At 72.0% G+C, this 25,899-nt stretch carries 19 protein-coding genes and 1 pseudogene; 9 read left to right on the top strand and 11 right to left on the bottom strand.

Annotated elements, in window-relative coordinates; genetic code table 11:
- Positions 1–45 precede the first annotated feature (45 nt).
- The 5 genes from ACIQWG_RS30525 (at position 46) to narI (ending at position 7,484) form a co-directional block, all read left to right on the top strand.
- Positions 46–861, top strand: a complete 816-nt coding sequence (locus ACIQWG_RS30525) for an SAM-dependent methyltransferase (RefSeq protein ID WP_404101507.1) — start codon at positions 46–48, stop codon at positions 859–861.
- 113 nt (positions 862–974) lie between these two features.
- The gene (locus ACIQWG_RS30520; protein WP_404101505.1) at positions 975–4,667 is read left to right on the top strand and encodes a nitrate reductase subunit alpha; all 3,693 of its coding nucleotides are present in this window, start codon (positions 975–977) and stop codon (positions 4,665–4,667) included.
- A complete protein-coding gene (gene narH / locus ACIQWG_RS30515) occupies positions 4,667–6,271 on the top strand; it encodes a nitrate reductase subunit beta (RefSeq protein ID WP_404101503.1) in 1,605 nt (534 codons plus the stop codon). The genes ACIQWG_RS30520 and narH overlap by 1 nt, the downstream gene beginning before the upstream one ends.
- Entirely contained in the window at positions 6,271–6,765 is a 495-nt protein-coding gene (gene narJ / locus ACIQWG_RS30510; RefSeq protein WP_404101501.1) for a nitrate reductase molybdenum cofactor assembly chaperone, read from the top strand. Before narH ends, narJ begins: the two co-directional genes overlap by 1 nt.
- On the top strand, positions 6,762–7,484 hold the full coding sequence (gene narI / locus ACIQWG_RS30505) for a respiratory nitrate reductase subunit gamma (protein WP_404101499.1): 723 nt from the start codon (positions 6,762–6,764) through the stop codon (positions 7,482–7,484). The genes narJ and narI overlap by 4 nt, the downstream gene beginning before the upstream one ends.
- Here narI and dnaK read toward each other — a convergent pair.
- The 6 genes and pseudogenes from dnaK to ACIQWG_RS30475 form a co-directional block, all read right to left on the bottom strand.
- The gene (dnaK, locus tag ACIQWG_RS30500; RefSeq protein WP_404101497.1) at positions 7,481–9,376 is read right to left on the bottom strand and encodes a molecular chaperone DnaK; all 1,896 of its coding nucleotides are present in this window, start codon (positions 9,374–9,376) and stop codon (positions 7,481–7,483) included. The two genes, narI and dnaK, sit on opposite strands and share 4 nt — an antisense overlap.
- 293 nt (positions 9,377–9,669) lie before the next feature.
- Positions 9,670–10,098 carry an OsmC family protein gene (locus tag ACIQWG_RS30495; protein WP_404101495.1) on the bottom strand — a complete coding sequence of 143 codons (429 nt, stop codon included), beginning with the start codon at positions 10,096–10,098 and terminating at the stop codon, positions 9,670–9,672.
- 65 nt (positions 10,099–10,163) lie between these two features.
- Positions 10,164–11,970, bottom strand: a pseudogene (locus ACIQWG_RS30490) (hypothetical protein).
- Positions 11,967–13,028, bottom strand: coding sequence for an ATP-binding protein (locus ACIQWG_RS30485; RefSeq protein WP_404101493.1), 1,062 nt, complete (start codon positions 13,026–13,028; stop codon positions 11,967–11,969). Before ACIQWG_RS30485 ends, ACIQWG_RS30490 begins: the two are co-directional and overlap by 4 nt.
- A gap of 80 nt (positions 13,029–13,108) precedes the next feature.
- Positions 13,109–15,106 (bottom strand): phage holin family protein, encoded by a 1,998-nt coding sequence (locus ACIQWG_RS30480; RefSeq protein WP_404101491.1) that lies wholly within the window; start codon positions 15,104–15,106, stop codon positions 13,109–13,111.
- Between the two features lie 191 nt (positions 15,107–15,297).
- Entirely contained in the window at positions 15,298–15,705 is a 408-nt protein-coding gene (locus ACIQWG_RS30475) for a hypothetical protein (RefSeq protein ID WP_404101489.1), read from the bottom strand.
- An 83-nt stretch (positions 15,706–15,788) separates the two neighbouring features.
- Here ACIQWG_RS30475 and ACIQWG_RS30470 point away from each other — a divergent pair, with 83 nt between their 5' ends.
- Both ACIQWG_RS30470 and ACIQWG_RS30465 read left to right on the top strand, forming a co-directional pair.
- On the top strand, positions 15,789–16,562 hold the full coding sequence (locus ACIQWG_RS30470; protein ID WP_404101487.1) for an MBL fold metallo-hydrolase: 774 nt from the start codon (positions 15,789–15,791) through the stop codon (positions 16,560–16,562).
- Entirely contained in the window at positions 16,559–17,185 is a 627-nt protein-coding gene (locus ACIQWG_RS30465) for a DedA family protein (RefSeq protein WP_404101485.1), read from the top strand. Before ACIQWG_RS30470 ends, ACIQWG_RS30465 begins: the two co-directional genes overlap by 4 nt.
- A 5-nt stretch (positions 17,186–17,190) precedes the next feature.
- Here the strand turns inward: ACIQWG_RS30465 and ACIQWG_RS30460 are convergent, their stop codons facing one another.
- The 4 genes from ACIQWG_RS30460 to ACIQWG_RS30445 form a co-directional block, all read right to left on the bottom strand.
- Complete coding sequence (locus tag ACIQWG_RS30460) at positions 17,191–18,270, bottom strand: MBL fold metallo-hydrolase (RefSeq protein WP_404101483.1); 1,080 nt, start codon at positions 18,268–18,270, stop codon at positions 17,191–17,193.
- A complete protein-coding gene (locus tag ACIQWG_RS30455) occupies positions 18,267–19,514 on the bottom strand; it encodes an aminotransferase class I/II-fold pyridoxal phosphate-dependent enzyme (protein WP_404101481.1) in 1,248 nt (415 codons plus the stop codon). The genes ACIQWG_RS30460 and ACIQWG_RS30455 overlap by 4 nt, the downstream gene beginning before the upstream one ends.
- A gap of 136 nt (positions 19,515–19,650) precedes the next feature.
- Positions 19,651–20,697 carry a hypothetical protein gene (locus tag ACIQWG_RS30450; RefSeq protein ID WP_404101479.1) on the bottom strand — a complete coding sequence of 349 codons (1,047 nt, stop codon included), beginning with the start codon at positions 20,695–20,697 and terminating at the stop codon, positions 19,651–19,653.
- 155 nt (positions 20,698–20,852) lie between these two features.
- Entirely contained in the window at positions 20,853–21,569 is a 717-nt protein-coding gene (locus tag ACIQWG_RS30445; RefSeq protein WP_404101477.1) for an ANTAR domain-containing response regulator, read from the bottom strand.
- Positions 21,570–21,701: 132 nt separating this feature from the next.
- Between ACIQWG_RS30445 and ACIQWG_RS30440 the strand changes: the two genes are divergently transcribed.
- Positions 21,702–22,817 carry a GAF domain-containing protein gene (locus ACIQWG_RS30440; protein ID WP_404101475.1) on the top strand — a complete coding sequence of 372 codons (1,116 nt, stop codon included), beginning with the start codon at positions 21,702–21,704 and terminating at the stop codon, positions 22,815–22,817.
- A gap of 63 nt (positions 22,818–22,880) precedes the next feature.
- Here the strand turns inward: ACIQWG_RS30440 and ACIQWG_RS30435 are convergent, their stop codons facing one another.
- Positions 22,881–23,672, bottom strand: a complete 792-nt coding sequence (locus ACIQWG_RS30435) for an RNA polymerase sigma factor SigF (protein WP_404101473.1) — start codon at positions 23,670–23,672, stop codon at positions 22,881–22,883.
- Between the two features lie 248 nt (positions 23,673–23,920).
- On the opposite strand from ACIQWG_RS30435, the gene ACIQWG_RS30430 reads away from it, so the two are divergent.
- Complete coding sequence (locus tag ACIQWG_RS30430) at positions 23,921–25,723, top strand: thiamine pyrophosphate-requiring protein (RefSeq protein WP_404101471.1); 1,803 nt, start codon at positions 23,921–23,923, stop codon at positions 25,721–25,723.
- Positions 25,724–25,899: the final 176 nt, after the last annotated feature.

The raw sequence follows: 25,899 nt of genomic DNA, 5'->3' as shown, positions 1-25,899 counted from the left end.
CAGAGCACCACGAGAGCGATCGAGCCCCCGAGGAGACCACACCCCATGACCGGATCCGAGTCCGCGCCCGCCCGCGTCGACACCAGCCGGCCCCATCCGGCCCGCGTCTACGACTGGTGGCTGGGCGGCAAGGACAACTACCCGGTGGACGAGGAACTGGCCCGGAAGATCCTCGCCGTGGACGGCACGGTGCTGCGCGGGGCGCGCGCCAACCGCCGGTTCATGCAGCGCGCCGTGCGTACGGTCGCCGAGACCGGTACCCGCCAGTTCCTGGACATCGGCACGGGCATTCCCACCGAGCCCAATCTGCACCAGGTGGCACAGGGCGTCGCCCCCGACGCCAAGGTGGTGTACGCGGACAACGACCCGATCGTGCTGCGGCACGCGGAGGCCCTGCTGCAAGGCTCGGCCGAGGGCAGCACCGACTATGTGCACGCCGACGTCCGGGACGTCGAGGCGCTGCTGGGCCGGGCCGGGGAGTCCCTGGACTTCACCGAGCCGGTCGCGCTGTCGCTGGTCGCGCTCACCCACTACCTGGGTGACGACCCCGACGGGGACGACGTGTACGGCCTGCTGCGCAGATACGTCGCTGCGCTCGCCCCGGGCAGTCATCTGATCCTGTCCCAGGTCACCCCGGACCTCAGCCCGGAGGCCGTCGAGAACGCGGCGAACCACTTCCGGCGCAGCGGCACCCCCTTCTTCCCCCGCTCGCTGCCGGAGTTCTCCCGCTTCTTCGACGGGCTGGAGCTGCTCGGCCCCGGCGTCATCCCGGTCTACGGCTGGCGTCCGGAGCCGGTGGACGTGGCGGCCCAGGCCGAGGGCATCGTGCCCGTGTACGCGGGGGTCGCCCGCAAGCCCTGACCCGTGCCCTGACCCGTACGGGTGCCGGTTCCCTTACCCGTACGGGCGCCGTGAACAGGTGCGCTCCCCCGCCCCGCCCTAGGTTCGTGATCAGGGCAAGCAAGGGAGCGCCTGTGACCGACACCCGGATACCGCCCACCTCGCCCGCCGAGCCGGGCGCGGCGCTGCTGAGGGCCGGCAGGTTCTTCCGGCCCGGCACGCCCGCGCCCGATCTGCACAGCGTCGCGCTGACCGGCGGTCGCGAGGCGGACGCGTTCTACCGGGACCGCTGGAGCCACGACAAGGTCGTGACCTCGACGCACGGCGTGAACTGCACGGGCTCCTGCCGCTGGAAGGTGTACGTCAAGGACGGCATCATCACCTGGGAGACGCAGGCCACCGACTATCCGAGCGTCGGCCCCGACCGCCCCGAGTACGAGCCCCGCGGCTGCCCGCGGGGCGCCGCCTTCTCCTGGTACACCTACTCCCCCACCCGGGTCCGCCACCCCTACGTCCGCGGTGTGCTGCTGAGCATGTACCGGGAGGCGAAGGAGCGTCTGAAGGACCCCGTCCTGGCCTGGGCGGACGTGCAGGGCGACCCCGAGCGCCGCCGGCGCTACCAGCAGGCGCGCGGCAAGGGCGGCATGGTGCGGGCGAGTTGGGACGAGGCCATCGAGATGGTCGCGGCGGCGCACGTCCACACCATCAGGACGCACGGCCCCGACCGGATCGCCGGCTTCTCCCCGATCCCGGCGATGTCGATGGTGTCGCACGCGGCGGGCGCCCGGTTCCACTCACTGATCGGCGCCCCGATGCTGTCGTTCTACGACTGGTACGCCGATCTGCCCGTCGCCTCCCCGCAGGTCTTCGGCGACCAGACCGACGTACCGGAGTCGGGTGACTGGTGGGACGCGGCGTATCTGATGATGTGGGGCTCGAACGTCCCGGTGACCCGCACGCCCGACGCGCACTGGATGGCGGAGGCCCGCTACCGGGGCCAGAAGGTCGTGGTGGTCGCCCCCGACTACGCGGACAACGCCAAGTTCGCCGACGAGTGGCTGCATCCGCACCCCGGCACGGACGGCGCGCTGGCTCTGGCGATGGGGCATGTCGTCCTCAAGGAGTTCTTCGTCGACCGCGAGACACCGTTCTTCGCGGACTACGTACGGCAGTTCACCGACCTGCCCTTCCTGGTCACGCTGGAGGAGCGGGACGGCAGCCATGTCCCGGGGAAGTTCCTGCGCGCCTCGGACCTGGGGCAGGAGGGTGAGGCGGCCCAGTGGAAGACGGTCGTGCTGGACGAGGTCTCGGGCCGGGCCGTCGCCCCGAACGGCTCGCTGGGCTTCCGCTGGACCGAGTCGGGCAAGGGGCGCTGGAATCTCGAACTGGGCGACACAAAGCCGAAGTTGAGCCTGCACGGCAGTGAGGTCGCCGCCGGTGTCGAGGTGTTGCTGCCGCGCTTCGACACCGAGGGCGGGGCACACGGGCAGGGCCGTGGGGGTGTCGTACGGCGTGGCGTACCGGCGACGAAGCTCGGCGGCGCGCACGGCCCCCTGGTGACGACGGTCTTCGATCTGCTGCTCGCGCAGTACGGCGTGGGACGGCGGGGGCTGCCGGGCCGCTGGCCCGCGTCCTACGACGACGCCGGCTCCCCCTGCACGCCTGCCTGGCAGGAGGCGCAGACCTCGGTACCGGCCGCCAAGTGCGTACGGATCGCCCGGGAGTTCGCGCGGACGGCGGAGCGGTCCAAGGGCCGCTGCATGATCCTGATGGGCGCAGGCACCAACCAGTGGTTCCACTCCGAGACGATCTACCGGGCCTTTCTCGCCCTGCTCCAGCTCACCGGCTGCCAGGGCCGCAACGGCGGCGGCTGGGCGCACTACGTGGGCCAGGAGAAGTGCCGTCCGGTGACTGGCTGGGCGACGCTCGCGGCCGCGTCGGACTGGTCGCGTCCGCCGCGCCAGATGATCGGCACGGCGTACTGGTTCCTCAACACCGACCAGTGGCGCTACGACCGCTTCACCGCCGATGTGCTCGCCTCGCCGCTCGGCGCCGGACGGTTCCGGGGGATGACGAGCGCGGACTGTCTGGCGCTGTCGGCGCGCGTGGGGTGGATGCCGTCGTATCCGACGTTCGACCGCAATCCGCTGGAACTCGGCGAGGTCTTCGGCGACGCGGTGTCCCGGGTGGTGGCCGAACTGCGCGCGGGCACGCTGAAGTTCGCCTGCGAGGACCCGGACGCGCCGGAGAACTGGCCGCGCATCCTCACGCTGTGGCGGGCCAACCTGCTGGGCTCGTCGGCGAAGGGCGCGGAGTACTTCACCCGGCACCTGCTGGGCACGCACTCCTCGCTGCGGGCCGAGGAGGCTCCCGAGGACGTACGGCCGCGTGAGGTGACCTGGCACGACGAGGCACCCGAGGGAAAGCTGGACCTGCTGCTGTCGCTGGACTTCCGGCAGACCTCGTCCACGCTGCTGTCGGACGTCGTCCTGCCCGCCGCGACCTGGTACGAGAAGCACGACCTGTCCAGCACCGACATGCACCCCTACGTGCACTCCTTCACTCCGGCCGTGGATCCGCCGTGGCAGGCGCGCACCGACTTCGACACGTTCAAGGCGCTGGCCGAGCGGCTGAGCGAGCTGGCCGTCGGCCATCTCGGCGTGCGCAGGGACCTGGTGGCGACCCCGCTCCAGCACGACACCCCGGGTGAGATCGCCCAGCCCGGCGGGGTCGCCCTGGACTGGCGGCGCGGGCAGTGCGATCCGGTGCCCGGCAGGACCATGCCGAACCTGACGGTGGTGGAGCGGGACTACACCGCGATCGGCGCCAAGTTCGTCTCGCTGGGACCGCTGGTGGAACAGCTCGGGCTGCCCGCGAAGGGCATCACGCTCAGGCCGGACGTGGAGGTCGAGGACCTCGGGCACCTGAACGGTGTGACGGCCGACGGCCGCCCGTCCCTCGACACGGCCGTGAAGGCGGCGAACACCATCCTCGCCCTCTCCGGCACGACCAATGGCCGCCTGGCCACCCAGGGCTTCCGCACCCTGGAGGCCCGTACCGGGCAGGAGATGGCGCACCTTGCCGCCGAGCACGAGGGCAAGCGGGTCACGTACGCGGACACACAGGCCGCGCCCGTGCCGGTGATCACCTCGCCCGAATGGTCGGGCAGCGAGTCCGGCGGGCGGCGCTACACCGCCTTCACCCTCAACACCGAGCACCTCAAGCCGTGGCACACCCTGACCGGACGGCAGCACTTCTTCCTCGACCACGACTGGATCCACGAACTGGGCGAGGCGCTTCCCGTCTACCGGCCGCCGCTGGACATGAACAAGCTGTTCGGCGAGCCACGTCTCGGCCCGGACGGACAGCGGGAGGTGACGGTCCGCTACCTCACCCCGCACAACAAGTGGTCCATCCACTCCGAGTACCAGGACAACCTGTTCATGCTGGCCCTCTCCCGAGGCGGCCAGAACATCTGGATGTCCCCGCAGGACGCGGAGGCGATCGGCGTGGTGGACAACGACTGGGTGGAGGCGGCCAACCGCAACGGCGTGGTCGTCGCGCGGGCCGTCGTCTCGCACCGGATGCCGCCCGGCACGGTCTACATGCACCACGCGCAGGAACGCACGATCGCCGTCCCGAAGACCGAGGCCACCGGCATGCGCGGCGGCATCCACAACTCGCTGACCCGGCTGATCCTCAAGCCGTCCCATCTCGTCGGCGGCTACGCCCAGCTGTCCTGGGCGTTCAACTACCTGGGCCCGACGGGCAACCAGCGTGACGAGGTGACGGTGATCCGCCGCCGCAGCCAGGAGGTCGAGTACTGATGCGTCCGATGGCCCAGATCGCCATGGTGATGAACCTCGACAAGTGCATCGGCTGTCACACCTGCTCGGTCACCTGCAAGCAGGCGTGGACCAACCGCCGTGGCATGGAGTACGTCTGGTTCAACAACGTCGAGACCCGCCCCGGGCAGGGTTATCCACGCCGCTACGAGGACCAGGAACGCTGGCGCGGCGGCTGGGAGCTGAACCGGCGGGGCGCGCTGAAGCTGAAGGCGGGCGGCCGGCTGCGCAAACTCGCCGGGATCTTCTCCAACCCCGAACTGCCCGAGATCAAGGACTACTACGAGCCCTGGACGTACGACTACAAGAACCTCACCGACGCTCCGCTGGGCGACGACTACCCGGTGGCCCGGCCGGTCTCGCAGCTCGACGGCAAGCCGATGAAGATCGAGTGGTCGTCGAACTGGGACGACAACCTCGCGGGCGCCCCCGCCTACGGCGATCTCGACCCGATGGTCGAGCGGACGCGCGATCAGGCCTCGGACAAGGTGCGGTTCGAGTTCGAGCAGAGCTTCATGTTCTATCTGCCGCGCATCTGCGAGCACTGTCTCAACCCGTCCTGCGTGGCGTCCTGTCCGTCGGGGGCGATGTACAAGCGGGCGGAGGACGGCATCGTCCTCGTCGACCAGGACCGGTGCCGGGGCTGGCGGATGTGCGTGACGGGATGCCCGTACAAGAAGGTGTACTTCAACCACGCCACCGGCAAGGCCGAGAAGTGCACGATGTGCTATCCGCGCGTCGAGGTCGGTCTGCCGACGGTCTGCTCGGAGACCTGCGTGGGCCGGCTGCGCTATCTCGGCGTGATGCTGTACGACGCCGACCGGGTGACGGCCGCGGCCTCCGTCTCGCGTGAACGGGACCTGTACGAGGCGCAGTTGGACATCTTCCTCGACCCCGAGGACCGCGAGGTGCGGCGGGCGTGCGAGGCGGCGGGGATCCCGTACGACTGGCTGGAGGCGGCCCGCCGGTCGCCGGTGCACGCGCTGATCAGCAAGTACCGGGTCGCCCTTCCGCTGCACCCGGAGTACCGGACGATGCCGATGGTCTGGTACATCCCGCCGCTGTCCCCCGTGGTGGACGTGCTGGCGGAGACCGGGCACGACGGCGAGGACGCGGGGAACCTGTTCGGCGCGATCGACAGCCTGCGCATCCCGCTGGAGTACCTGGCGGAGATGTTCACCGCCGGAGCCATCGGGCCGGTCCGGGCCTCGCTGGAGAAGCTCGCCGCGATGCGCTCCCACATGCGGGCGATCAACCTCGGCGACGAGCCGGACCCCTCGGTTCCGGAGGCCGTCGGGATGCGGGCCGAGGAGATCGAGGAGATGTACCGGCTGCTGGCCATCGCCAAGTACGAGGACCGGTACGTCATTCCGACCGCGGCCGCCGGTGACGCGCGCCGGCTGGAGGAGTCGGCGCTGCCGCAGGGGTGCAGCCTCGACTACGACGGCGGGCCCGGGATGGGCGCGGACGGGCCCGTCGGCCAGGACTCGGGGCGCAAGCTGTTGCCGCTGGTGCCGGTGGAGAACTTCCACCTGCTGCGCGACAGACAGACCGCGGACCGGACAGCCGACGTCGAGGAGACCTGATGCCGTCCTTCGAGGTGCTCTACCAGGCGGCCGCGCTCTGCCTGACCTACCCTGACGACGACTTCCGCGCCCGGCTTCCGCTGCTGCGCGAAGCCGCCCCGCAGCTGAGGGAGTTCACCGACCACGCCGCGGTCACCTCGCCGGAGGAGCTGGCCGCGCACTACGTGGAGGTCTTCGACCTCACCGAACGCCACAGCCTCTATCTGACCTGGTGGCGGGACGGGGACACCCGGCGGCGCGGCATGTCGATGCTCCGTTTCAAGGACGTCTACCGCACCCACGGCCTGGAGTTCTCCGGCGAGGAGCTGCCCGACTACCTGCCCGCGGTCCTGGAGTTCGCGGCCCGCACCGGTGACACCGATCTCCTGCTGGACCACCGGGACTGCCTGGAGCAGCTGCGCTCCCGGCTCACCGACTTCGGCACACCGTACGCGTCCGTCCTGGACGCCGTGTGCGCCACCCTGCCGACCGCCCACCCGGAAGCGCGCCCATGACCACACTGCTCTGGGGCGTCCTGCCCTACGTCACCTTCGCCCTGCTGGTAGCCGGCCTGGTCTGGCGGCACCGCTACGACCGCTTCGGCTGGACCACCCGCTCCTCCCAGGTCTACGAGTCGAGGCTGCTGAACATCGCCTCGCCCGCCTTCCACTACGGCATCCTGTTCGTGCTGGTCGGCCATCTGGTCGGCCTGTTCGTCCCGGCGTCCTGGACGGACTCGCTCGGCGTCGACGAGCACGCGTACCACCTGTTCTCCCTGTACGGCGGTACGGCGGCCGGCGTGGTGACGGTCGCCGGGATCGGGCTGCTGGTCTACCGGCGGCGCACCAACGCCCCGGTGTTCCGGGCGACGACGGCCAACGACAAGGTCATGTACGTCGTCCTGCTCGGCGCGATCGTGCTGGGCATGGTCGCCAAGCTCACCCATGTCTCCGGCGACGGCTACGACTACCGCCGGTCCATCGCCCCCTGGGCCCGCAGCCTGTTCACCCTCCAGCCCGACCTGGACCGGATGGCGGGCGTGCCGGTGCTGTACCAGATCCACGCGGTGGTCGGCATGGCGCTGATCGCGCTGGTGCCCTACACCCGGCTGGTGCACATGTTCAGCGCGCCGGTGCAGTACCTGTTCCGGCCGTATGTGGTGTACCGCAGCCGCGACCCCGAGCAGCTGGGGCCGCGGCCGGAGCGGCGCGGCTGGGAGAAGGCGGGCTCCTAGGCCGCCCCGCCCTTCTGGTCCCGCTCGTCCTTCTCGTCGTCGACGATCTCCGCGTCCACTACGCCGTCGTCGTCCTGCGGTGACGCCTGTTCCGAGCCCGAGCCGGTGCTCGTGCCCGCGTCGGCGTCCGACGGTGCCTGCTGGGACTGGGCGTACATCGCCTGTCCCATCTTCTGGCTCACCGTGGCGAGTTTCTCGATGCCGGTGCGCAGCACACCGGTCTCGGCGTTCTGCTCCAACTGCTGCTTGAGGTCGGTGATCGCCGACTCGACCTCGGCCTTGGTGTCCGCCGGGACCCGGTCCTCGTTGTCGCGGATGAACTTCTCGGTCTGGTAGACGAGCTGTTCGGCCTGGTTCCGGGTCTCGGCGGCCTCGCGGCGGTTGCGGTCCTCCTCGGCGTACTGCTCGGCCTCCCGCATCATGCGGTCGATGTCGTCCTTCGGCAGCGCCGAGCCGCCGGTCACCGTCATCTTCTGCTCCCGGCCGGTCGCCATGTCCTTCGCGGAGACGTGCATGATCCCGTTGGCGTCGATGTCGAAGGCGACCTCGATCTGCGGGACTCCGCGCGGGGCCGGGGGCAGGCCGGTCAGGTCGAAGACCCCGAGCTTCTTGTTGTACGCGGCGATCTCGCGTTCGCCCTGGTAGACCTGGATGCCGACCGAGGGCTGGTTGTCGGTGGCGGTGGTGAAGATCTCCGAACGCCGGGTCGGGATGGTCGTGTTGCGTTCGATGAGCTTGGTCATGATGCCGCCCTTGGTCTCGATGCCGAGGGACAGCGGGGTGACGTCGAGCAGCAGGACGTCCTTGACGTCGCCGCGGATGACGCCGGCCTGGAGGGCCGCGCCGACGGCCACGACCTCGTCGGGGTTGACGCCCTTGTGCGGGTCCTTGCCGGTGAGTTCCTTCACGAGTTCGGTGACGGCGGGCATCCGCGTGGAGCCGCCGACGAGGATCACGTGGTCGACCGCGGAGAGCTTGATGCCGGCGTCCTTGACCGCCTGGTGGAAGGGGGTCTTGCAGCGGTCGAGGAGGTCTTCGGTGAGCTCCTGGAACTGGGCGCGGGTCAGCTTCTCGTCGAGGTGCAGGGGGCCGTCGGCGGAGGCGGTGATGTAGGGCAGGTTGATCGTGGTCTCGGAGGAGCTGGACAGCTCGATCTTGGCCTTCTCGGCACCCTCGCGCAGCCGTTGCAGCGCCATCTTGTCGTTGCCGAGGTCGATGCCGTACTGCCCCTTGAACTTCTTCACCAGGTATTCGACGATCCGCTGGTCCCAGTCGTCACCGCCCAGGTGTGTGTCGCCGTTGGTGGCCTTGACCTCGATGACGCCGTCGCCGATCTCCAGCAGGGAGACGTCGAAGGTGCCGCCGCCGAGGTCGAAGACGAGGACCGTCTGTTCCTCGCCCCGGTCCAGACCGTAGGCGAGGGCGGCGGCCGTGGGTTCGTTGATGATCCTCAGGACCTTCAGGCCCGCGATCTCGCCGGCCTCCTTGGTGGCCTGCCGCTGGACGTCGTCGAAGTAGGCGGGGACGGTGATCACCGCGTCGGTGACGTCCTCGCCGAGATAGGACTCGGCGTCCCGCTTCAGCTTCTGAAGCACCCGGGCGGACAGCTCCTGCGCCCGGTAGCGGGTGCCGTCGATGTCGCCCTGATCGGGGAAGCGCCAGTTCGCGTCGCCCATGTGGCGCTTCACGGAGCGCGCGGTGCGGTCGACGTTCGTCACCGCCTGCCGCTTGGCCACCTCCCCCACGAGCACCTCGCCGTTCTTGGCGAAGGCCACGACCGACGGTGTGGTCCTGGCCCCCTCCGCGTTGGCCACGACAGTGGGTTCGCCGCCCTCCAGGACGGCGACCACCGAGTTCGTGGTCCCGAGATCGATCCCGACCGCGCGTGCCATCGTTGTCCCCTTCCGCCAGGGCACCTCTGGAACTCCAGCACAAAACTTGAGTGGGTTCTTGTCAATGGGGCGAGTGACCTAGGAGGCGGGTGCCAAACGGGGGCTGAGCGGGCGCTCAGTCCCGGTGCGCCGGGGCGCGGCGGGGGCTGCGGGACGCCTCCCGCAATACGGTCGCACGCGAGCGCCGCCGGTGCACGGCGACGCCGGTCCAGGGCGGACGGAAGCCGGACTCGTTCAACGTTCAAAAGGGGGTGCGGCGACACCCTCACGGGCCCGCCGCACCCCCGGGGGCGCTACGCCAGCTTGGCGGAGAGCGTGATGTCCGTGCCCTTCAGCGCCTGGCTCACCGGGCAGTTGGCCTTGGCGTCCTCGGCGGCGGCGACGAACGCATCGTTGTCGATGCCCGGCACCGTCCCCTCGACGGTGAGGTGAATGCCGGTGATCCCCTCGCCCGGCTGGAAGTTCACGTCGGCCGAGGTGACGAGCTTGGTGGGCGGGGTGCCGGCGCCGTTCAGGGCGTGCGAGAGCGCCATGGAGAAGCAGCTGGAGTGCGCGGCGGCGATCAGCTCCTCGGGGCTGGTCTTGCCGTTCGCGTCCTGGGAGCGCGAGGCCCACGTGACCGGCTGGGCTGCGATGGCACCGGATGAGTCGAAGTTGACGACACCGTTGCCCTCGAGCAGGTTGCCTTCCCAGACGGTGTGTGCGGAGCGCGTGGTAGCCACGGTTCTTCCTTTCGCGTGGGGGCCCGTTTGCTGGGGTCCGTGCTCCCATCCGACCACACTCCGGCTCACTGCACCCGGAAGACCGGCCCACGCGGGGTGAACGGCAGGCGACCGCGCTGCGGAATCAGGTACGCGTGCTCGCGCCGCACCCGCAGCACATCGCACCAGCCGTCCGTGATGACGAGGACGGGCGCGCCCGGCGGGAAGTCGTCCGCGCGCTGGAGCAGGTCGATCCCGGGTTGCAGGATCGTGCCACCACGCCCGCGCACCCGTACCCGGCCGGCGATGTCCGCCACCGGCACGTACCCGGCGTCGTAGGGCCCCACGTCGCAGAACACCACCCGCGCGGCCGGAACGTCGCGCGCCCCGGCGTACGAGGCGATCGCGCCGAGCGCCTTGCCGAGCAGGCCGGCGCCCATGGAACCGGAGGTGTCCAGGACCACCCCGAAGGTGCAGCGGGCGATCTCCTCCGGCGGGAAGTAGCGGCCGGCGCGCGGGATGTCGGGCGTGGACGCCTGGCGGCGCGCGGGGCGGGCGTACGTCCGCACCGGTTCCGGGCGGGGCACGAACTCGTCGAACCAGCGGGCCAGCTGGGCGTCCCAGGGCAGCGGCGGATGGCTGAGCGCGCGGATCTCCTGGACCAGTCCGCCGGGCAGGAAGCCGCGCTCCTGCTGCTGGTGCAGGTCGAGGCCCTGGCACAGGCCCCGGCGGTAGAACTCGTCGAGGTCGACGAAGTCGCCGGGCGGACCGAGGGGCGCGCCGAGCATGTCGCCGAGGCCCTTGCCGCGCAGGGTGGCGAGACGGCGCATCCGGCGCAGGTCGCCGGCGATCCGGTCGTACACCTCCTCGGCGGACAGGCCGGTGAACTGCGCGTCGTACAGCAGGCCGTGGGGCATCTCCCCGATCTGCATCTCGCGCAGCCAGCCGTTGATGACGTAGTCGCAGGCGACGTTGAAGAGGTACGGGTCGCGGGTGCCGCAGCGGTCGCCGTGGCGCAGGGCGGCGTGCAGCATCTCGTGGGCGAGGATGAACCGCCATTCCTCCGCCTCGAACGTCCGCAGCGGGTTGATGTAGATCTCGCCGGCCTCGGCGTTGACGGCGGCCACGGCGATGCCGTGCGCGCGGGCGAGTTCGGCGTCGGCGACCAGCTTGATGCCGGCCGCGATGCCGCCGAGCAGCGGGTAGGAGGTGATGAACCACTCCAGCGCCCACTGCCAGGGCCGCTTCTTGACGGGCTCGCCGTCCATGGAGTCCCGGCGGCCGCCCGCCATGTCCATCGCGGTGGACACGGTCCGGGTCAGCGCGGTGGCGAAGGCCAGCTGATGGTCGGGGGGGCGAGCCGAACCAGCCCATCCACTCCACCAGGAGCTGGTCGGGCTCCGGACCTGCGGTGCCGCAGCGCTCGTACACGGCCGGGATGCCGTCGCGCCGCCAGCGCGCGGCGATCTGCTCCTCGTCCCCGTCGGGGTAGGTCAGCGGCAGGTGGTCCGGGGCCTGACCGACCGGGAAGGTGAGCAGGAAGCGGTTGACGACGGCACAACGGGCGGCGAGGTCGGCGCGATCGGGCTGGACCGGCGTGCCCTTCTTCGACGGCACATGGCCGAAGCCGAGGTGGAGGACGGCGTGCGCGATGGTCCAGGCCCAGGTGGCGGGTTCGGCCAGGCGCTCCGGGTGCGCGTGCAGGACGCCGTCGGAGGCGACGCGGGCGAGGCCCTCGCGGGGCGCCTGTTCGCACTTCTCGTCGCGGCAGACGGTGAACTCCACGGTGGCGAGCGCCGGGTTGGCCCGCACGAGCCGCAGCCCCTCGGTGAAGGCCTCCGCCGCGAGGTCCCGCTTCTTCTTGCCCTTCCCCTTGTCGTGGCTGCGGCTCATCGCCGCGCCTCCACCAGCCGGGGCATGTCCCGCGCGGCCTCCACCAGGAACCAGGACGGCAGCACCGGATTGCCGTCGGCGTCGGAGGCGATGACGCTCTGGGCGACCTCCACGGAGATCTCCGCGAGCTGCACCAGCAGCGACTTGGCCCGGTACGCGGTCTGCCGGCCGCTCGACGACATGTGGTCCTTGCTGACCGGCAGTTCCTTGATCAGCCGGCCCCGGAAGGACTCGGCAAGGTAGTAGAGCAGGTCGCGGTCCTGCATCCGGTGCGGCCAGCCGGCGTCGCCCTTGATGATGGCCTCGATGCCGTACTGGCTGCGCACGATCTTGACGTAGCCGCAGAACGCGGTGGCGTGCGTCGGCGTCAGCATGCCGTGCGCCAGGACCTTCAGCGTCTCCTCGTCCAGGCCCTGGCCGAAGGAGTGCAGCGCGTCGGAGAGCATGTGCCAGGAGCGGGGCGTGGAGAACGGCTCCTCGGTCTTGGGCGGCTTGGACCACAGGTGGTCGGGCCGGTCGGTGAGGTGGTCCAGGATCCAGGGGTGGATGCCGTGGTTGGTGGCCCAGGTCAGCCAGTCCTTGGCGGAGGCCTCCAGGTGGACGTGGGCGAGACGGTTGACGAGGGCGGAGGCGATGGGCCGGGCGAGCGCGTTGTCGGTGGCCCGGTTGCCGGCGCCGATGACGATGGAGCCCTTGGGCAGCTCGTAGTTGCCGATACGGCGGTCCAGGATCAGCGAGTAGAACGCCTTCTGCACATCCGGCGTGGCCGCGTTCAGCTCGTCCAGGAACAGGCAGTACGGCTCGTCACGGGCGATCGCCTCCGGCGGGCAGAACACCGAACGCCCGTCGCGGATCTGCGGCACGCCGATCAGGTCCTCCGGCGCCAGCTGGGTGCCGAGCAGACTCACGCACTCCAGGCCCAGCGCCTCGGCGAAGGCCCTGACCAGGGAGGACTTTCCGATGCCGGGGGCGCCCCAGATGAAGACCGGCCGGACGGTGGCGAGGCCGAGAAGCAGTTCGGGGATTCGGGCGGGCGTGACGGTGACAGCTGCCTGCAAAGCAGGAACTCCTCGGGAGTGTTCGAGAGATGTGCGACTCGAACAGTGTGTGCTCACGGGCCGTCGGCCGCAGCCGATTTTCAGGCGGCCCGTTCCCGCGGCTCCGCGTCCAGCGGCACCTGAGGTCCGTTCGCCTCCCGCAGCCAGCGGCGCAGTACCCGGTGGACGTGCTCGGCGCCCACGAGGTCCTCCCCGTGGCCGGCCGGCGCGGAGAAGGCGACCGGTGACAGCAGGAACGGTCTGCCCTGCGCACCGCCGAGCCCGCCGTGCGAGCCGATCTGCTCCTCGAAGGCGAGGACCTCTCCGTCGGCGGGGTCGTAGGCGGAGTTGACCATGATGTCGGCCGTGTTCGGGAAGGAGTGCGTCCGGCGTACGGCGTCGGCGGCGCCCGGCCCGAAGACCTCCAACGGTCCCGGATCGTCGTCCAGTCGGTCGAGCGGGATCTCCACACCGTACGGGCCGAGCACGAGCCCGCCGTGCTCCTGGCTGCGGACGAGCAGGAAGCCGACGCCGGGGTGGTTGGCGAGGGTGGTGAGCAGCGCCGGGTGGCGGGCGTCGATCTCCTCCTTGGTCATCCGGTGCGGCACGTCCGGGAACGAGACCAGGCCGAGGTTGCCGGAGGCCAGCACGATCGGCTCGGAACGGCGGCGCGAGGGGCGGTGCTGCTCCTCGCCCTCCTCGACGGGCCGGCGCAGCGCCGCGCGCACGGCCGCGCGGGCCTCGGCGCCGCTGTGCGTGCGTCGCGCCCTGCGCGGCACGGGCAGCCCGCAGCCGGCCCGCACCAGGTCGCCAAGCCCGAGGCCGTAGCGGGCACGGAAGGTCTCGCCGGGGCTCTGGCCGTGGTCCGAGAGCACGACGATCCGGTACGGCCGCGGCGCGTGCTCGGCGACGTTCTCGATCAACGCCAGCGCCCTGTCCAGGCGTTCGAGGACCTTCTCGGTGTCGCGGCCGATCGGCCCGGAGTGGTGCGCCACCTCGTCGTAGGCCACCAGGTCGGCGTAGACGGCGGTGCGGCCGGCGAGCATGTCACCCATCACCGCGGCGACGACGACGTCCCGTTCCACGACGGTCGCGAAGGCGCGGACCAGCGGGTAGAGGCCCCCGCGGCCGACTCTCGGCCGGACCTTGCGGGCCCGGGCCCGGGACGACTGGCCGATCTCGCGCCCCACCTCGGCGACGAACGACAGCGCGGTGCGCACCGCGTTGGCCGGGTCGGAGAAGTACGCGAAGTATCCGGCGCGAGAGCGGTTGCTGCGCCCGCGCCGTCTGGTGGCGATGGACAGCACCAGCGCCTGCTCGTCGGCGCCGCCGCTGAAGAGGTTGCCCCGGCTGGCGCCGTCGGCGGAGAGCAGTCCGCCGTCGCCGGTGCGGTCGATGGCGCGGCGCTGGAGTTCGGCGGCGCTGGTGGGGCGGTTGCAGACCATGACCTCGTGGCCGGCCTTCTCGTACCAGCGGAAGGCGGGCACGTCGTGGTTGCTGCCGTGCAGGATGCCGAGCTGGCTGGCGCCGGTCTGGCTGGACCAGTCGGTGCGCCACGGGGTGAGCCGGTGGGTGGGGCGACCGCCGCCCTCCCCGAGCCAGCGGCCGACGGTGGGCATCAGGCCCTTGCCGACGGCGGCGAGCAGGACGTCGTGGCCGACGCCGTCGAGCTGCATGAACACGGTGCCCGGGCTGGACGGGCCGGGCGGCAGGGCCCTGCGCCGGCGGTCGGCGAGGCGGTACAGCCTGCTCCGGTAGGCGTCGTCGTCCCGTACGGCGAGGGCGGCGCCGGTGGCGGAGGCGACGGCGGACATCACGGCGGCGACGATGACGGCGGTCTCGGGGGCGGCCTCGCTGTCGCCGGAGGGGACCAGGCGCAGGGCGACGATGAGCAGCGAGCCGTTCAGGAAGAACACCAGCAGGCCGAGCACCAGCGCGGGGACGAGGAGCAGCAGCCGTACCAGGAGGGGCCAGACGAGCGCGGAGAGCAGGCCGAACGCGCCGGCGCCGAGGGCGGCGGTCATCGCCAGGCTGGTGGCACTGTCGTCGTCCGCCGACTGCAACTGGAAGTCCGGCAGGATCCCGGCGAGCACGAGCATGGTGACGGTACAGACGGCCCATACGGCGATGCTCCGCCCGACCTGACTGGCAACCCGCCGCCAACGCCCACGCACGCCCAGCCCACCTCACGTCCCGAAACGGGCCTTCACGCCCCCCAGCCTGACACAACGGCCCATCGGCCCTGCTGGTTCCCCGCGTGGCTCCCGGTCCGGCAGCGCAGCGTCGCCGCTCAGCGCCCGTCGTACCCCGCCGTCGGCATCGACAGCCGACGGTGCACCCGCGCCTTCATCTGCGCGTCGTACAGCGGTTCCGCACGTCCCACCGTCTCCACCCGCACCCCGCGCCGGGCGCACTCCGCGGTGAACTCCTCGACCGAGGACAGCGCGCTCTCCAGCACCCTGCGGCTGGGCGCGACGAACAGGTCGAGGCCGGGGCGCACGCCCTCCCACAGGACGCCGTGGTCCGGCCGCAACCGGCGTACCAGCAGCTCGCGCGCGACCACGAACCCGTGCTCCGCGGCCCAGCGCGCGCACATCGCGTGCTGGCTGCGGGAGTCCACCAGGAAGGGGTCGGCGTCCAGCTCTTCGAGCGGCGTCAGACTGGCGATCGCCGTGACGCGCACTACGGATGACCCCATGGCGTCCCCCTCACCTCCGGGTTTCGCCGCCGACCCTACTCCAGCCCGTACGCTTCGGGGAGTCGCGCGAAGGAGGCAAAGAGGTGCCGGTGGAGATCACCTGGTGGGGTCACGCCACCTGCACGGTCGAGGATTCGAACGTGCGCGTCCTCACCGATCCTCTGTTCGCACGCCGGCTCGCGCACCTGCGCCGCCGCCGGGGCGCACTGCCCGCGCCCGACGCCCGCCGCGCCGACATCGCCGCCGTCTCCCACCTGCACGCCGACCACCTGCACGTTCCGTCGCTGGCCGGGCTGCCGGGGGGCACCCGGCTGCTCGTGCCCCGGGGCGCGCCCCGGGGTGTGCCGGGTCTGCGCCGGCTCGCGCATCTGCGGGTGACCGAGATGGCGCCGGGGGATGTGACGACGGTGGGCGATGTGTCCGTACGCGCCGTGCCCGCACGGCACGACGGCCGTCGGCTGCCGCTCGGCCGGCATCGCTCCCCCGCCCTCGGCTATGTCATCGAGGGCGAGGCACGCACGTACTTCGCCGGGGACACCGGGCTGTTCGACGCCATGGCGCAGCAGGTCGGGCCGGTGGACGTGGCACTGCTGCCGGTCGGCGGCTGGGGACCGTATCTCGGGGAGGGGCACCTGGACGCGGGGCGGGCCGCCGAGGCGCTGGCCAGGCTGTCGCCGCGCAGTGCCGTGCCGGTCCACTACGGGACGTACTGGCCGATCGGCATGGACGCGGTGCGCCCCCATGAATTCCACGCGCCCGGCGACGAGTTCGCGCGGCTCGCGGCCGAGCACGCGCCCGGCGTATCGGTGCACCGGCTCGCGCACGGAGAGAGCGTGCGCCTGGGGGTGGCCCGGTGACGATACTGGCCGCCACCCCGGCGGTGGTGCCGGTGGAGTCGACGCAGCAGGCGATCGGCTATCCGTCGCTGTTCCTGCTGGTGCTGATCGGGGCGCTGGTGCCGATCGTGCCGACGGGGGCGCTGGTGAGTTCCGCGGCGGTGGTGGCGTTCCACCAGACGGCGCCGTTCGCCCTGGCGCTGGTCTTCGTGACGGCGTCGACGGCGGCGTTCCTCGGCGACGGGACGCTGTACTGGCTGGGTCGGCGGGGCCTGCGTTCGAAGAACGGCTCGCGCTGGCTGGAGGCGATCCGTGCGCACGCGCCGGAGGAGCGGCTCACGCAGGCGCAGGAGAAGCTCACGGAACACGGTGTGGCCGTGCTGGTGCTGTCGCGGCTGGTGCCCGCGGGGCGGATTCCGGTGATGCTGGCGTGTCTGCTGGCCGAGTGGCCGCTGCGGCGTTTCGCCCGCGGCAATCTGCCGGCCTGCCTGGCCTGGGCGCTGACGTACCAGTTGATCGGGATCCTCGGCGGGTCGCTGTTCGACGAGCCGTGGGAGGGCGTGGTCGCGGCGATCGCGCTGACGCTGGTCATCAGCGCGGCACCGGCTCTGTGGCGTCGCCTGCGGAAGGCTTCCTCCGCGTGAACCGCCTACAGCACCCTTGAGGCGCCCACCGGCAGGTCCCACAGGTCCTCCCGGTCCAGTCCCGCCTTCTCCCAGGCCACCCGCACCCGCGTGAGCGGCTCCAGCACCGGTTCCGCCGACAGCACGAACGTCGCCCAGTGCATCGGCGCCATCCTGCGCGCCCCCAGATCCTGTGCCGCGCGCACCGCCTCCTCGGGGTCGCAGTGGACGTCACTGAGCCACCAGCGGGGGTCGTAGGCGCCGATGGGGAGCAGGGCGAGGTCGATGCCGGGGTGGCGCTCGCCGATGCGGGCGAACCAGCGGCCGTAGCCGGTGTCACCCGCGAAGTACACGCGCTGTCCGTCGGGGGCGGTGAGCACCCAGCCGCCCCACAGGCTGCGACAGGTGTCGACGAGGGTGCGCTTGGACCAGTGGTGGGCCGGCACGAAGTCGAAGCGGACGCCGGACAGTTCCGCCGCCTCCCACCAGTCCAGCTCGGTGACCAGGGTGAACCTGCGGCGGCGGAACCAGGGGGCGAGGCCGGCCGGGACGAACACCGGGGTGTCGCGCGGGAGTCGGCGCAGGGTGGGGGCGTCCAGGTGGTCGTAGTGGTTGTGGCTGATGACGACCGCGTCCACTCGGGGCAGGGCGTGCCAGTCGATGCCGACGGGGGTGATACGGGCGGGGGTGCCGAGGATGCGGCGCGACCAGACCGGGTCGGTGAGGACGGTCAGTCCGCCGATCCGCACGACCCAACTGGCGTGCCCCGCCCAGGACACGGCGACCGTGCGCGCGTCCACGCGGGGCAGTGGGCCTGGTTCGTAGGGCAACCGCGGGATGTCGGCGAGGCCTTCGCGGCCCGGGCGTACGGCGCCCTCACGGGCGAACCGGGCGAGAGCCTTGATGCCGGGCAGCGGGGCGGTGAGACGGTCGTGGAAGGTGCGCGGCCACACCCGGCGTTCGCCCAGCGGGCGGGGTGCGGCCGACGGGGGGAAAGGGGGCGCGAGGGGTGCCGGGGCCGGCGGGGCGTCGGCTGCCTCGGCGTCGGGACGGGGTGTGGTCGCACGCGGTGTCGTCGACATGGATGACTCGGACTGCTGCGTCATCGAGGAGGCTCCCATCGCTGAGCGTCGTCACGGAGATCTTCGAAGACCGACTTCAAGTGGATCAACGCACGTTGCACATGTGGCAGTTCCAACGGCGCGGGTGAACCGAGGCATTCCGCGCGTTCCTCGGCGCTGCCCGCGAGCAGCGGTCCGGTGGACAGCCGTACCCGCAGCGCCGCGAGGTCGTCGCCGAAACGGTGCCCGCCCGGCGCGGGCATGCCGAGCCGGGCGGTGAGGAATTCCTCCAGGTCCTGGGCGTCCCCGACGCCGTGCGTGGACAGCCCGTCGCGCAGCGGCCCGAGGTCGACGTACAGGTGCCGCCCGGCCTGCGGGGGCCGGGCGACGGCACCGGCTCCGACGGCGGCGGCGTGCGCGGCGGCGGCCACGCGCGCGTGCAGCCGTACGGCGGCCGTGACCCGCGCGGTGACCGGCTCGGGCTCGGCGAGCGCGTACCCGGCGGCGAGGGCGACCGGGCCGGCGACGCCGGCGCCCAGCGCGGTCAGCACGTCGAGCACGCGCGCGTGCAGGCCGTTGCCGTCGTCGTGCGCGGGGAACCGGGCGACCGCGGCCGGCCATCCCGGGGGGAGGTGGGCGCCGGCCAGGTCGGTGACCACGGTGACCTGCTCGGGCAGCATCTCGGCGGGGCTGACCAGCACGGTGTCGTGCGGGGCGTGCACGGTGTCGCGCCAGGTCTCCTCGCTGACCAGGTGCAGGCCCTCGCCGGTGGCGGCCTCCAGGGTCTCGTGCAGCAGTTCGGGCGGGGCCACGGTGGCGGTGGGGTCGTCGGCGACGGACAGCACGAGCAGCCGCGGGTCACCGCCCTCGGCGCGGACCCGGCGGACGGTCTCCAGCAGGGCGTACGGGTCCGGGACACCGCCGGACTCGGCCGGCGTCGGCACATGGAAGACGGGCCGGCCCAGCAGGCGTGCGTACGGCGCCCACCAGGCCGCGCAGGGCCGCGGCACCAGGACGTCGCCGCCGAGCGCGAAGGTCAGCCCGAGCAGCAGCGCGGGGGCGCCGGGGCCGGCCACCGCCTGCGCGGGCTCGGTCGGCAGTCCGCGCCGGCCCCAGTAGCCGCATGCCGCCTCCAGCAGCGCGGTGCCGCCGCCGACGGGCTCGCTCTCGGCCCGGCCCGCGGCCGCGGCGAGCACGGCGGCCAGTTCGGGCAGCACGGGGAGTCCGTCGTCCGGGAACGGCGGCCCGAAACGGACGGGGCCGTGGCCTTCGGGGTCCGTCCGGCGCATCCGTGCCTCCGCTGTGCCTGGTGCCGTGCTGGTTCGTCACGGTGTGTCGCGTTCCCGCGCGCTCTGCGTACCCATCGTGGCGCAACTCCATGGGCGATCGCAGGGGTTGCACCGGTCACAGCGGCGGCCGTGCGGATCAGTCGTCCACGGTGGGTGTCCTACGGCGCACCCGGTACACCGCGCCCCCGAACGCGCCCGCGATCAGCAGGCCGCCGGCGACCAGTGCGGGGACGGAGTCGGTGAACGTACCGCCGGTGCCGGCCTGCACTCCGTGCTGGTCGGCGGCGTCGCCGCAGTCCTGCGAGCGGGACTCGCCGGTGCCGGAACCGGGCCCGCTGCCGTACCAGTAGGGGTCGGCGGCGTCCGCCTCGGGTGCGGTCTCCTCGGCTCCGGTCGTGCCCGGGTCGGACTCGGTCCTGTCACCCTCCGCCGTGCCTCCCTCGGCCTGGCCGCCCACGCCACCTTCGCCCAGGCCCTCCTCGCCCACCGCCCCGTCGCCTTCGGACTTGCCCGAGTGGGACTCGGACTTGCCGGACCCCGTCCGGTCCGAGCGGGGCTCGGCGCAGGTATGGCCGCCGCCCCCGGTACGGCCTCCGCCGCCTGTACCGCCCGTGCCGCCCGTGCCGCCGCCGGTCCAGCCCTCGCCGCTGCCGAGTCCGCCGCCGCCCACGTCGCCCGCTTCGCCAAGGCCGTCCTCCACGCCGGTCTCGGAGCTGCCCTCACCGCCCTCACCGCTCTTGCCACCGCCGCTCGCGCCGCTGTCGCGGGCCACCGTGAAGGTCGCGCTCCACTCCTTGCCCTCCTTGCCGCCCGCCGCCGGGCATGTGCCGTCGACGGTCCACTCGGACTCGGGGCCGGCCGCGTCCGGGTCGCCCTCGAAGTTCTCGGCGGGAGGGACGCGGGCGGTGCCGTGGTAGGCGGGCCCGGCGGCCTTCTCGTCGTTGCCGGCGACCCGCTTCAGCTCGACGGTGCCCTCCTCGAACGCCTGCGAGACCGCCTCGATCGCGGCCGGCGCGGTCCCGTCGACGGGGTCGCAGGAGACCGACACGGTGACGCTGCCGCCCGGCGCGACGGCGCCCGGACTGACCTCCGCGGCCGGATCCGCGAGGGCGGCCGGGGCTGCGGTGCCCAGGACGGCACCGGCCAGAGCGGCGACGGACAGAGCACGGGCGGTGCGGCTCATGGGGTGAGCTCCTTCGGCCGACGACTGCGGGGGAACGGCGGTCGTGCCCCCGCAGCCATGACAGCCCGCCCGGCGCCCGGACGCGCGCGGCCGGGCACCATTCGCGCGACGAGGTACCGCCGATCGGGTGACATCGGCACCCACCCGCGCGGCCGTCAGTTCAGCAGTGCCGCCAGATCCCGCTCCAGCCCGCGCCCCCGCCGGTGCACGACGCCGGACGCGACGTCCGCCAGCTTGCGGTTGGTCCCCTGCGAGATGCGGCGCAGCACGCCGAAGGCGGCGTCGGCGTCACAGCCGAGGACGTGCATGACGATGCCGCACGCCTGGTCGACGACGGGCCGGGAGCGCAGGGCGGTGCCGAGGTGGTCGAGCTCGGTGAGCGCGGCGCGGTAGGAGCGGTCGCGCACGAGACAGCTCGCGGCGAATTCGCCGAGGGCGTGCACGGGCCCGTGCCGGGCGTTCTCCAGAGCTCCGGGCCGGAAGCTGTAGAGGCTGAGCGTCACCGTCATCCCGGACCGGCGGAACGGGAGCGTGACGCTGGAACGTACGCCCGAGTCGAGCGCCATCGCGCGGTACTGCGGCCAGCGCTCGTCGTGCAGCAGGTCGGCCGAGTCGACGGGCTCGCCGCGCTCCAGGGCGGCCGGGATGGGGCCGTCCCCCGAGCGGAGCTGTACGGCGACGAGTCCGGCGAGGTCGGGGTGGGTGACGGAGGCGGGTCGCTCGGACCCCGGCTCGGCGACCATGCTGCTGGCTCCGCAGCAGTTGACGGTGCAGCGCACGGCCTGCTCGGCCAGCACGGACAGCCTGCGCCCCGGAAGCGCTGCTTCCGGGGACTCGTCCCCCCAGTGGCCCACGGGGCCGTCAGTGGACATCCTCAACTCCTCCCTCCCTCCTGCGCGTTCCCGGTCCCGCTCGGGGAAAACAGCTGGAGAAGGAGACCGGATCGGAGACCGGATCGGGCCCCGGCTCCCCGGAGCACAACGCCGCCAGCTAGGTTCATCCCCATGGAGAAGACGGACGGGTTCGGTGAAGAGATCGCGGACTTCGTGCGCCGCGTCGCGGAACTCAAGGCGGCGCGAACCGTGTCCGACGGGGACCTTCCGACGGTCCTGGACGCGGCCATCTTCGAACTCGACCATGTCGCGGGCCAGTTGTGGCCCTGGTACGAGCGGCTGTCCTCGACCGGGCAGGGCCGCGGTGCCTCCGCCGAGCGTCAGGAACAGCATCTGCTGCGCGCGGTCTTCCAGCGTTTTCCGCTGCCGGTGGCGCTGGTGGACCGGGAAGCGGTGGTGCGTCGGCTGAACTTCGCGGCGACCATCTTCACCGGTGTCCGCGCCGGGTATGCGACCGGCCGCCCGCTGACCGCTCTCCTCGCGCACGCCGACCGGGCGGCGTTCCGCTCGCAGGCCGCCGCCGTGGCCCGGGGGGACGGTGACCGCAGCCTGACCGTGCGTCTCCAGCAGCATCCGTCGTCCCCGGTCCACGCGACCCTGACCGCCGTACGTCCGAGCGGGGAGCCGCACACCACGGTGCTGGTGGTGCTCCAGCCCGGCGGGCTCACGGCACCCGGCGCGCCGGCGCCCGCCGCGCGGGTCCCCGACCTCGCGGAGACGACCCGGCACGCCGCGCTGCTGGACCTGTTGGACGAGATGACCACGACGCTGCTGACCGCACCGCGCGGCGACCGCGAGACGGTCCTGCGACGGGCGGCCCGGGTGCTCCACGGCCGCTTCGCCGACTGGGTGGTCGTCGACACGGTCGCCGACGGGATGTCCCGTACGGCGGTGCTGGCCCCGTCGGACCGGGAGGCGTCCGCGCTGGCGGCGCAGGATCCGGCCGACTGCCCCCTGGTCATGGAGACGGCGCGCACCGGCTCCGCGTCGCTCCAGGTGCGCCCCGAGGACCCGGACGCATTCGGCCGGGACGCTCAGGGCGCCCCCGTCCTCGTCCAGGCGGACGTCACCTCGTTGCTGTGCGTGCCCCTGACGACCGACGGCGCGGTGCGCGGTGTCCTGAGCCTCTTCAGATGCGGACCCCGCCCCGCGTTCTCCATGGCGGAGGCCAAAGCCCTGGACACGATGTCCCGCCACATCTCGCTGACGAGCGGTACGACTCCCTAGGCGGTACGACCCCCTGGCGGTACGACCCCCTGGCGGTACGCCTCGCCGGGGGCCGCCAGAGCCTCAGACCACGTCACTCAGCACTTGCTCCCGGACCCGATGGCAGCACCTGCTGATGAGACGGGACACGTGCATCTGCGAGATCCCCAACTGCTCGGCGATCCGGCTCTGCGTCATGTCCCCGAAGAACCGCATGTACAGGATCGCCCGCTCCCGCTCGGGCAGCGCGGCGAGCCTGGTCCTGACCGCCTCACGGTCCACGACCGTGTCCAGTGCGGGGTCGGCGGATCCGAGCGCGTCGCTCAGCGAGTAGCCGTCGTCGCTTCCGGGCAGCTCCGCGTCGAGCGACAGGGCGGTGAAGCTCTCCAACGCCTCCAGGCCGGCGCGGACATCGGCCTCGCTCATGTCGGCGTGCTCGGCGATCTCGGCTTCGGTCGGCCGGCGGCCGGAGACGGTCTGGAGGTCGTGGACGGCGAACCGTACGCGGTTGCGCAGGTCCTGTACCCGGCGCGGCACGTGCAGCGTCCACATGTGGTCGCGGAAGTGCCGCTTGATCTCGCCGGTGATGGTGGGCACGGCGTAGCTCTCGAAGGCGTTGCCGCGCTCGGGGTCGTAGCGGTCGACGGCCTTGACCAGTCCGAGGGCGGCGACCTGCCGCAGGTCCTCGAAGCTCTCGCCGCGGCTGCGGAAACGCCCCGCGAGCCGGTCGGCCATGGGCAGCCAGGCCTCGATGATGCGGGCGCGGAGTGTCTCGCGCTGCGGCCCGTCGGGCAGCGTGGCGAGCGTGCGGAAGTCCGCGGCGGTGTCGGGGGCGTCGTCGTGCGGGTGGTGCTTCGCGCTCACTTGAGTGGGCATGGTGCGTCGCAACTCCCTTGATCGTGCTCAGGTTTGGTAGGTCACCGAGGGAGTGCGGGCGCGCACCGGAGGCGGACACACCCGTGGATGGGAAGACACCACTCCCACGGACGTGCCTCCTGTCCGAAGCACTGATGGTGCGCCTGCCCGCACTCCCGCTCCTCAAACCCGGGCGCAGGTTTTCCGTGCCCGCGCGGGGTCACTCGTAGCCGCGCCGCGCAGTCCCCTCGGAGCCCAGGAGGTCCCGCATGAGCACGAAGGTCGCCGATCACGTCCTGCATCGTCTGCGCGAGTGGGGTGTGGAGCATGTCTTCGGCTATCCGGGTGACGGCATCAACGGCCTCCTCGCGGCGTGGGGCCGGGCCGAGAACGAGCCGCGTTTCATCCAGTCCCGGCACGAGGAGATGTCCGCGTTCCAGGCGGTCGGCTACGCCAAGTTCAGCGGCCGTCTCGGAGTGTGCGCGGCGACCTCGGGTCCCGGCGCGATCCACCTGCTCAACGGGCTGTACGACGCCAAGCTCGACCACGTCCCGGTCCTCGCGATCGTCGGCCAGACGCACCGCACCGCGATGGGCGGCTCGTATCAGCAGGAGGTGGACCTGCACACCCTGTTCAAGGACGTCGCCTCGGACTTCGTGGAGACGGTGACGGTTCCCGAGCAGTTGCCGAACGTCCTGGACCGGGCGATCCGCACCGCGTACGCGCGGCGCGCCCCCACGGCGATCATCATCCCGGGCGATGTGCAGGAACTCGACTACTCGCCGCCCACGCACGAATTCAAGATGGTCCCGTCCAGCCTGGACCGCAGTTCCTGGACGGCCGTCCCCTCGGACGACTCGGTGCGACGGGCCGCGGAGGTCCTCAACACCGGTGACAAGGTGGCGATCCTGGTCGGCCAGGGCGCGTCCGGAGCCCGCGCCGAGGTGGAGCGGATCGCCGAACTGCTGGGCGCCGGGGTGGCCAAGGCGCTGCTCGGCAAGGACGTGCTGAGCGACGAACTGCCGTACGTCACCGGCTCGATCGGCCTGCTGGGCACCCGCCCGTCGTACGAACTCATGCGGGACTGCGACACCTTGCTGACCATCGGCTCCTCGTTCCCCTACACCCAGTTCCTGCCGGACTTCGGCAAGGCGCGGGGCGTGCAGATCGACATCGATCCGCACATGGTCGGGATGCGCTACCCGTACGAGGTCAATCTGATCGGCGACGCGAAGGCCACCCTGGAGCGGCTGATCCCGCTGATCAGGTCCGAGGAGCGGGGCCGCGAGTGGTACGACACGGTGTGCGACAACGTGACCCGCTGGCGCGAGGTCATGGAGCGACGCGCCGGGCTGTCGGCCGACCCCGTCAACCCGGAGCACGTCACCCGTGCCCTGGACGCCCTCCTGCCGGACAACGCGATCGTGTCCTCCGACTCCGGTTCGGCGGCCAACTGGTACGCCCGCCATCTGACGATGCGCCCCGGCATGCGCGGCTCGCTCTCCGGGACCCTGGCGACGATGGGCTGCGGAGTGCCGTACGCGATCGGCGCGAAGTTCGCCCACCCGAACCGCCCGGCGATCGCGCTGGTCGGGGACGGGGCGATGCAGATGAACGGGCTGGCGGAGCTGATCACGGCCGCGAAGTACCAGGACCTGTGGGAGGACCCGCGGCTGGTGGTGGCCGTGTTCAACAACCGTGACCTCAACCAGGTCACCTGGGAGATGCGTGCCATGGAGGGCGCCCCCTCGTTCCTGCCCTCCCAGGAACTCCCCGACGTCGCCTACGCGGCCTTCGCGCGCTCCCTCGGTCTGACCGGCATCCGGGTGGAGAAGCCCGAGGACGTCGAGGCGGGCTGGCGGGCGGGCCTGGAGGCGGCGGGCCCCGCGGTGATCGAGTTCCTCACCGACCCGGCCGTACCGCCGATCCCCCCGCACGCCACCTGGGAGCAGATGGAGGCGACGGCCACGTCGATCCTGAAGGGCGACGCGGACCGGGGATCGATGGTCAGGCAGGGGTTCAAGGCGAAGATGCAGGAGTTCCTGCCGGGGCGGGAGAAGAAGCGGGACTAGCGGCGGAAGCGGACAGGGCCGTCCCTTGCGGGTGGCCCTCCTCGCGTTCCCCCGGCAGCAGCAGATCCTCGTACCGTCCCAGCGCCAGCACGACGCCGAGCATCACGAGCGGAAGAAGCACAGTGAGCAGTGCCATGGCCCGGTCCTTCCCCAGAACCTTCGCGGGGGGTGTCCCT

This window comes from Streptomyces sp. NPDC098781, from assembly GCF_044759995.1.
Lineage (GTDB): Bacteria > Actinomycetota > Actinomycetes > Streptomycetales > Streptomycetaceae > Streptomyces.
The sequence above is the reverse complement of the archived record's forward strand: the minus strand, read 5'-3'. Positions and strand labels throughout refer to the sequence as shown.

What these genes read in the sequence shown, in the direction of transcription:
- ACIQWG_RS30525 (WP_404101507.1), top strand. Translation starts at nt 46, where the DNA reads ATGACCGGATCCGAGTCCGCGCCCGCCCGCGTCGACACCAGCCGGCCC.
- narH (WP_404101503.1), top strand. Translation starts at nt 4,667, where the DNA reads ATGCGTCCGATGGCCCAGATCGCCATGGTGATGAACCTCGACAAGTGC.
- narJ (WP_404101501.1), top strand. Translation starts at nt 6,271, where the DNA reads ATGCCGTCCTTCGAGGTGCTCTACCAGGCGGCCGCGCTCTGCCTGACC.
- narI (WP_404101499.1), top strand. Translation starts at nt 6,762, where the DNA reads ATGACCACACTGCTCTGGGGCGTCCTGCCCTACGTCACCTTCGCCCTG.
- dnaK (WP_404101497.1), bottom strand. Translation starts at nt 9,376, where the DNA reads ATGGCACGCGCGGTCGGGATCGATCTCGGGACCACGAACTCGGTGGTC.
- ACIQWG_RS30480 (WP_404101491.1), bottom strand. Translation starts at nt 15,106, where the DNA reads ATGCTCGTGCTCGCCGGGATCCTGCCGGACTTCCAGTTGCAGTCGGCG.
- ACIQWG_RS30475 (WP_404101489.1), bottom strand. Translation starts at nt 15,705, where the DNA reads ATGGGGTCATCCGTAGTGCGCGTCACGGCGATCGCCAGTCTGACGCCG.
- ACIQWG_RS30460 (WP_404101483.1), bottom strand. Translation starts at nt 18,270, where the DNA reads ATGACGCAGCAGTCCGAGTCATCCATGTCGACGACACCGCGTGCGACC.
- ACIQWG_RS30455 (WP_404101481.1), bottom strand. Translation starts at nt 19,514, where the DNA reads ATGCGCCGGACGGACCCCGAAGGCCACGGCCCCGTCCGTTTCGGGCCG.
- ACIQWG_RS30450 (WP_404101479.1), bottom strand. Translation starts at nt 20,697, where the DNA reads ATGAGCCGCACCGCCCGTGCTCTGTCCGTCGCCGCTCTGGCCGGTGCC.
- ACIQWG_RS30445 (WP_404101477.1), bottom strand. Translation starts at nt 21,569, where the DNA reads ATGTCCACTGACGGCCCCGTGGGCCACTGGGGGGACGAGTCCCCGGAA.
- ACIQWG_RS30440 (WP_404101475.1), top strand. Translation starts at nt 21,702, where the DNA reads ATGGAGAAGACGGACGGGTTCGGTGAAGAGATCGCGGACTTCGTGCGC.
- ACIQWG_RS30435 (WP_404101473.1), bottom strand. Translation starts at nt 23,672, where the DNA reads ATGCCCACTCAAGTGAGCGCGAAGCACCACCCGCACGACGACGCCCCC.
- ACIQWG_RS30430 (WP_404101471.1), top strand. Translation starts at nt 23,921, where the DNA reads ATGAGCACGAAGGTCGCCGATCACGTCCTGCATCGTCTGCGCGAGTGG.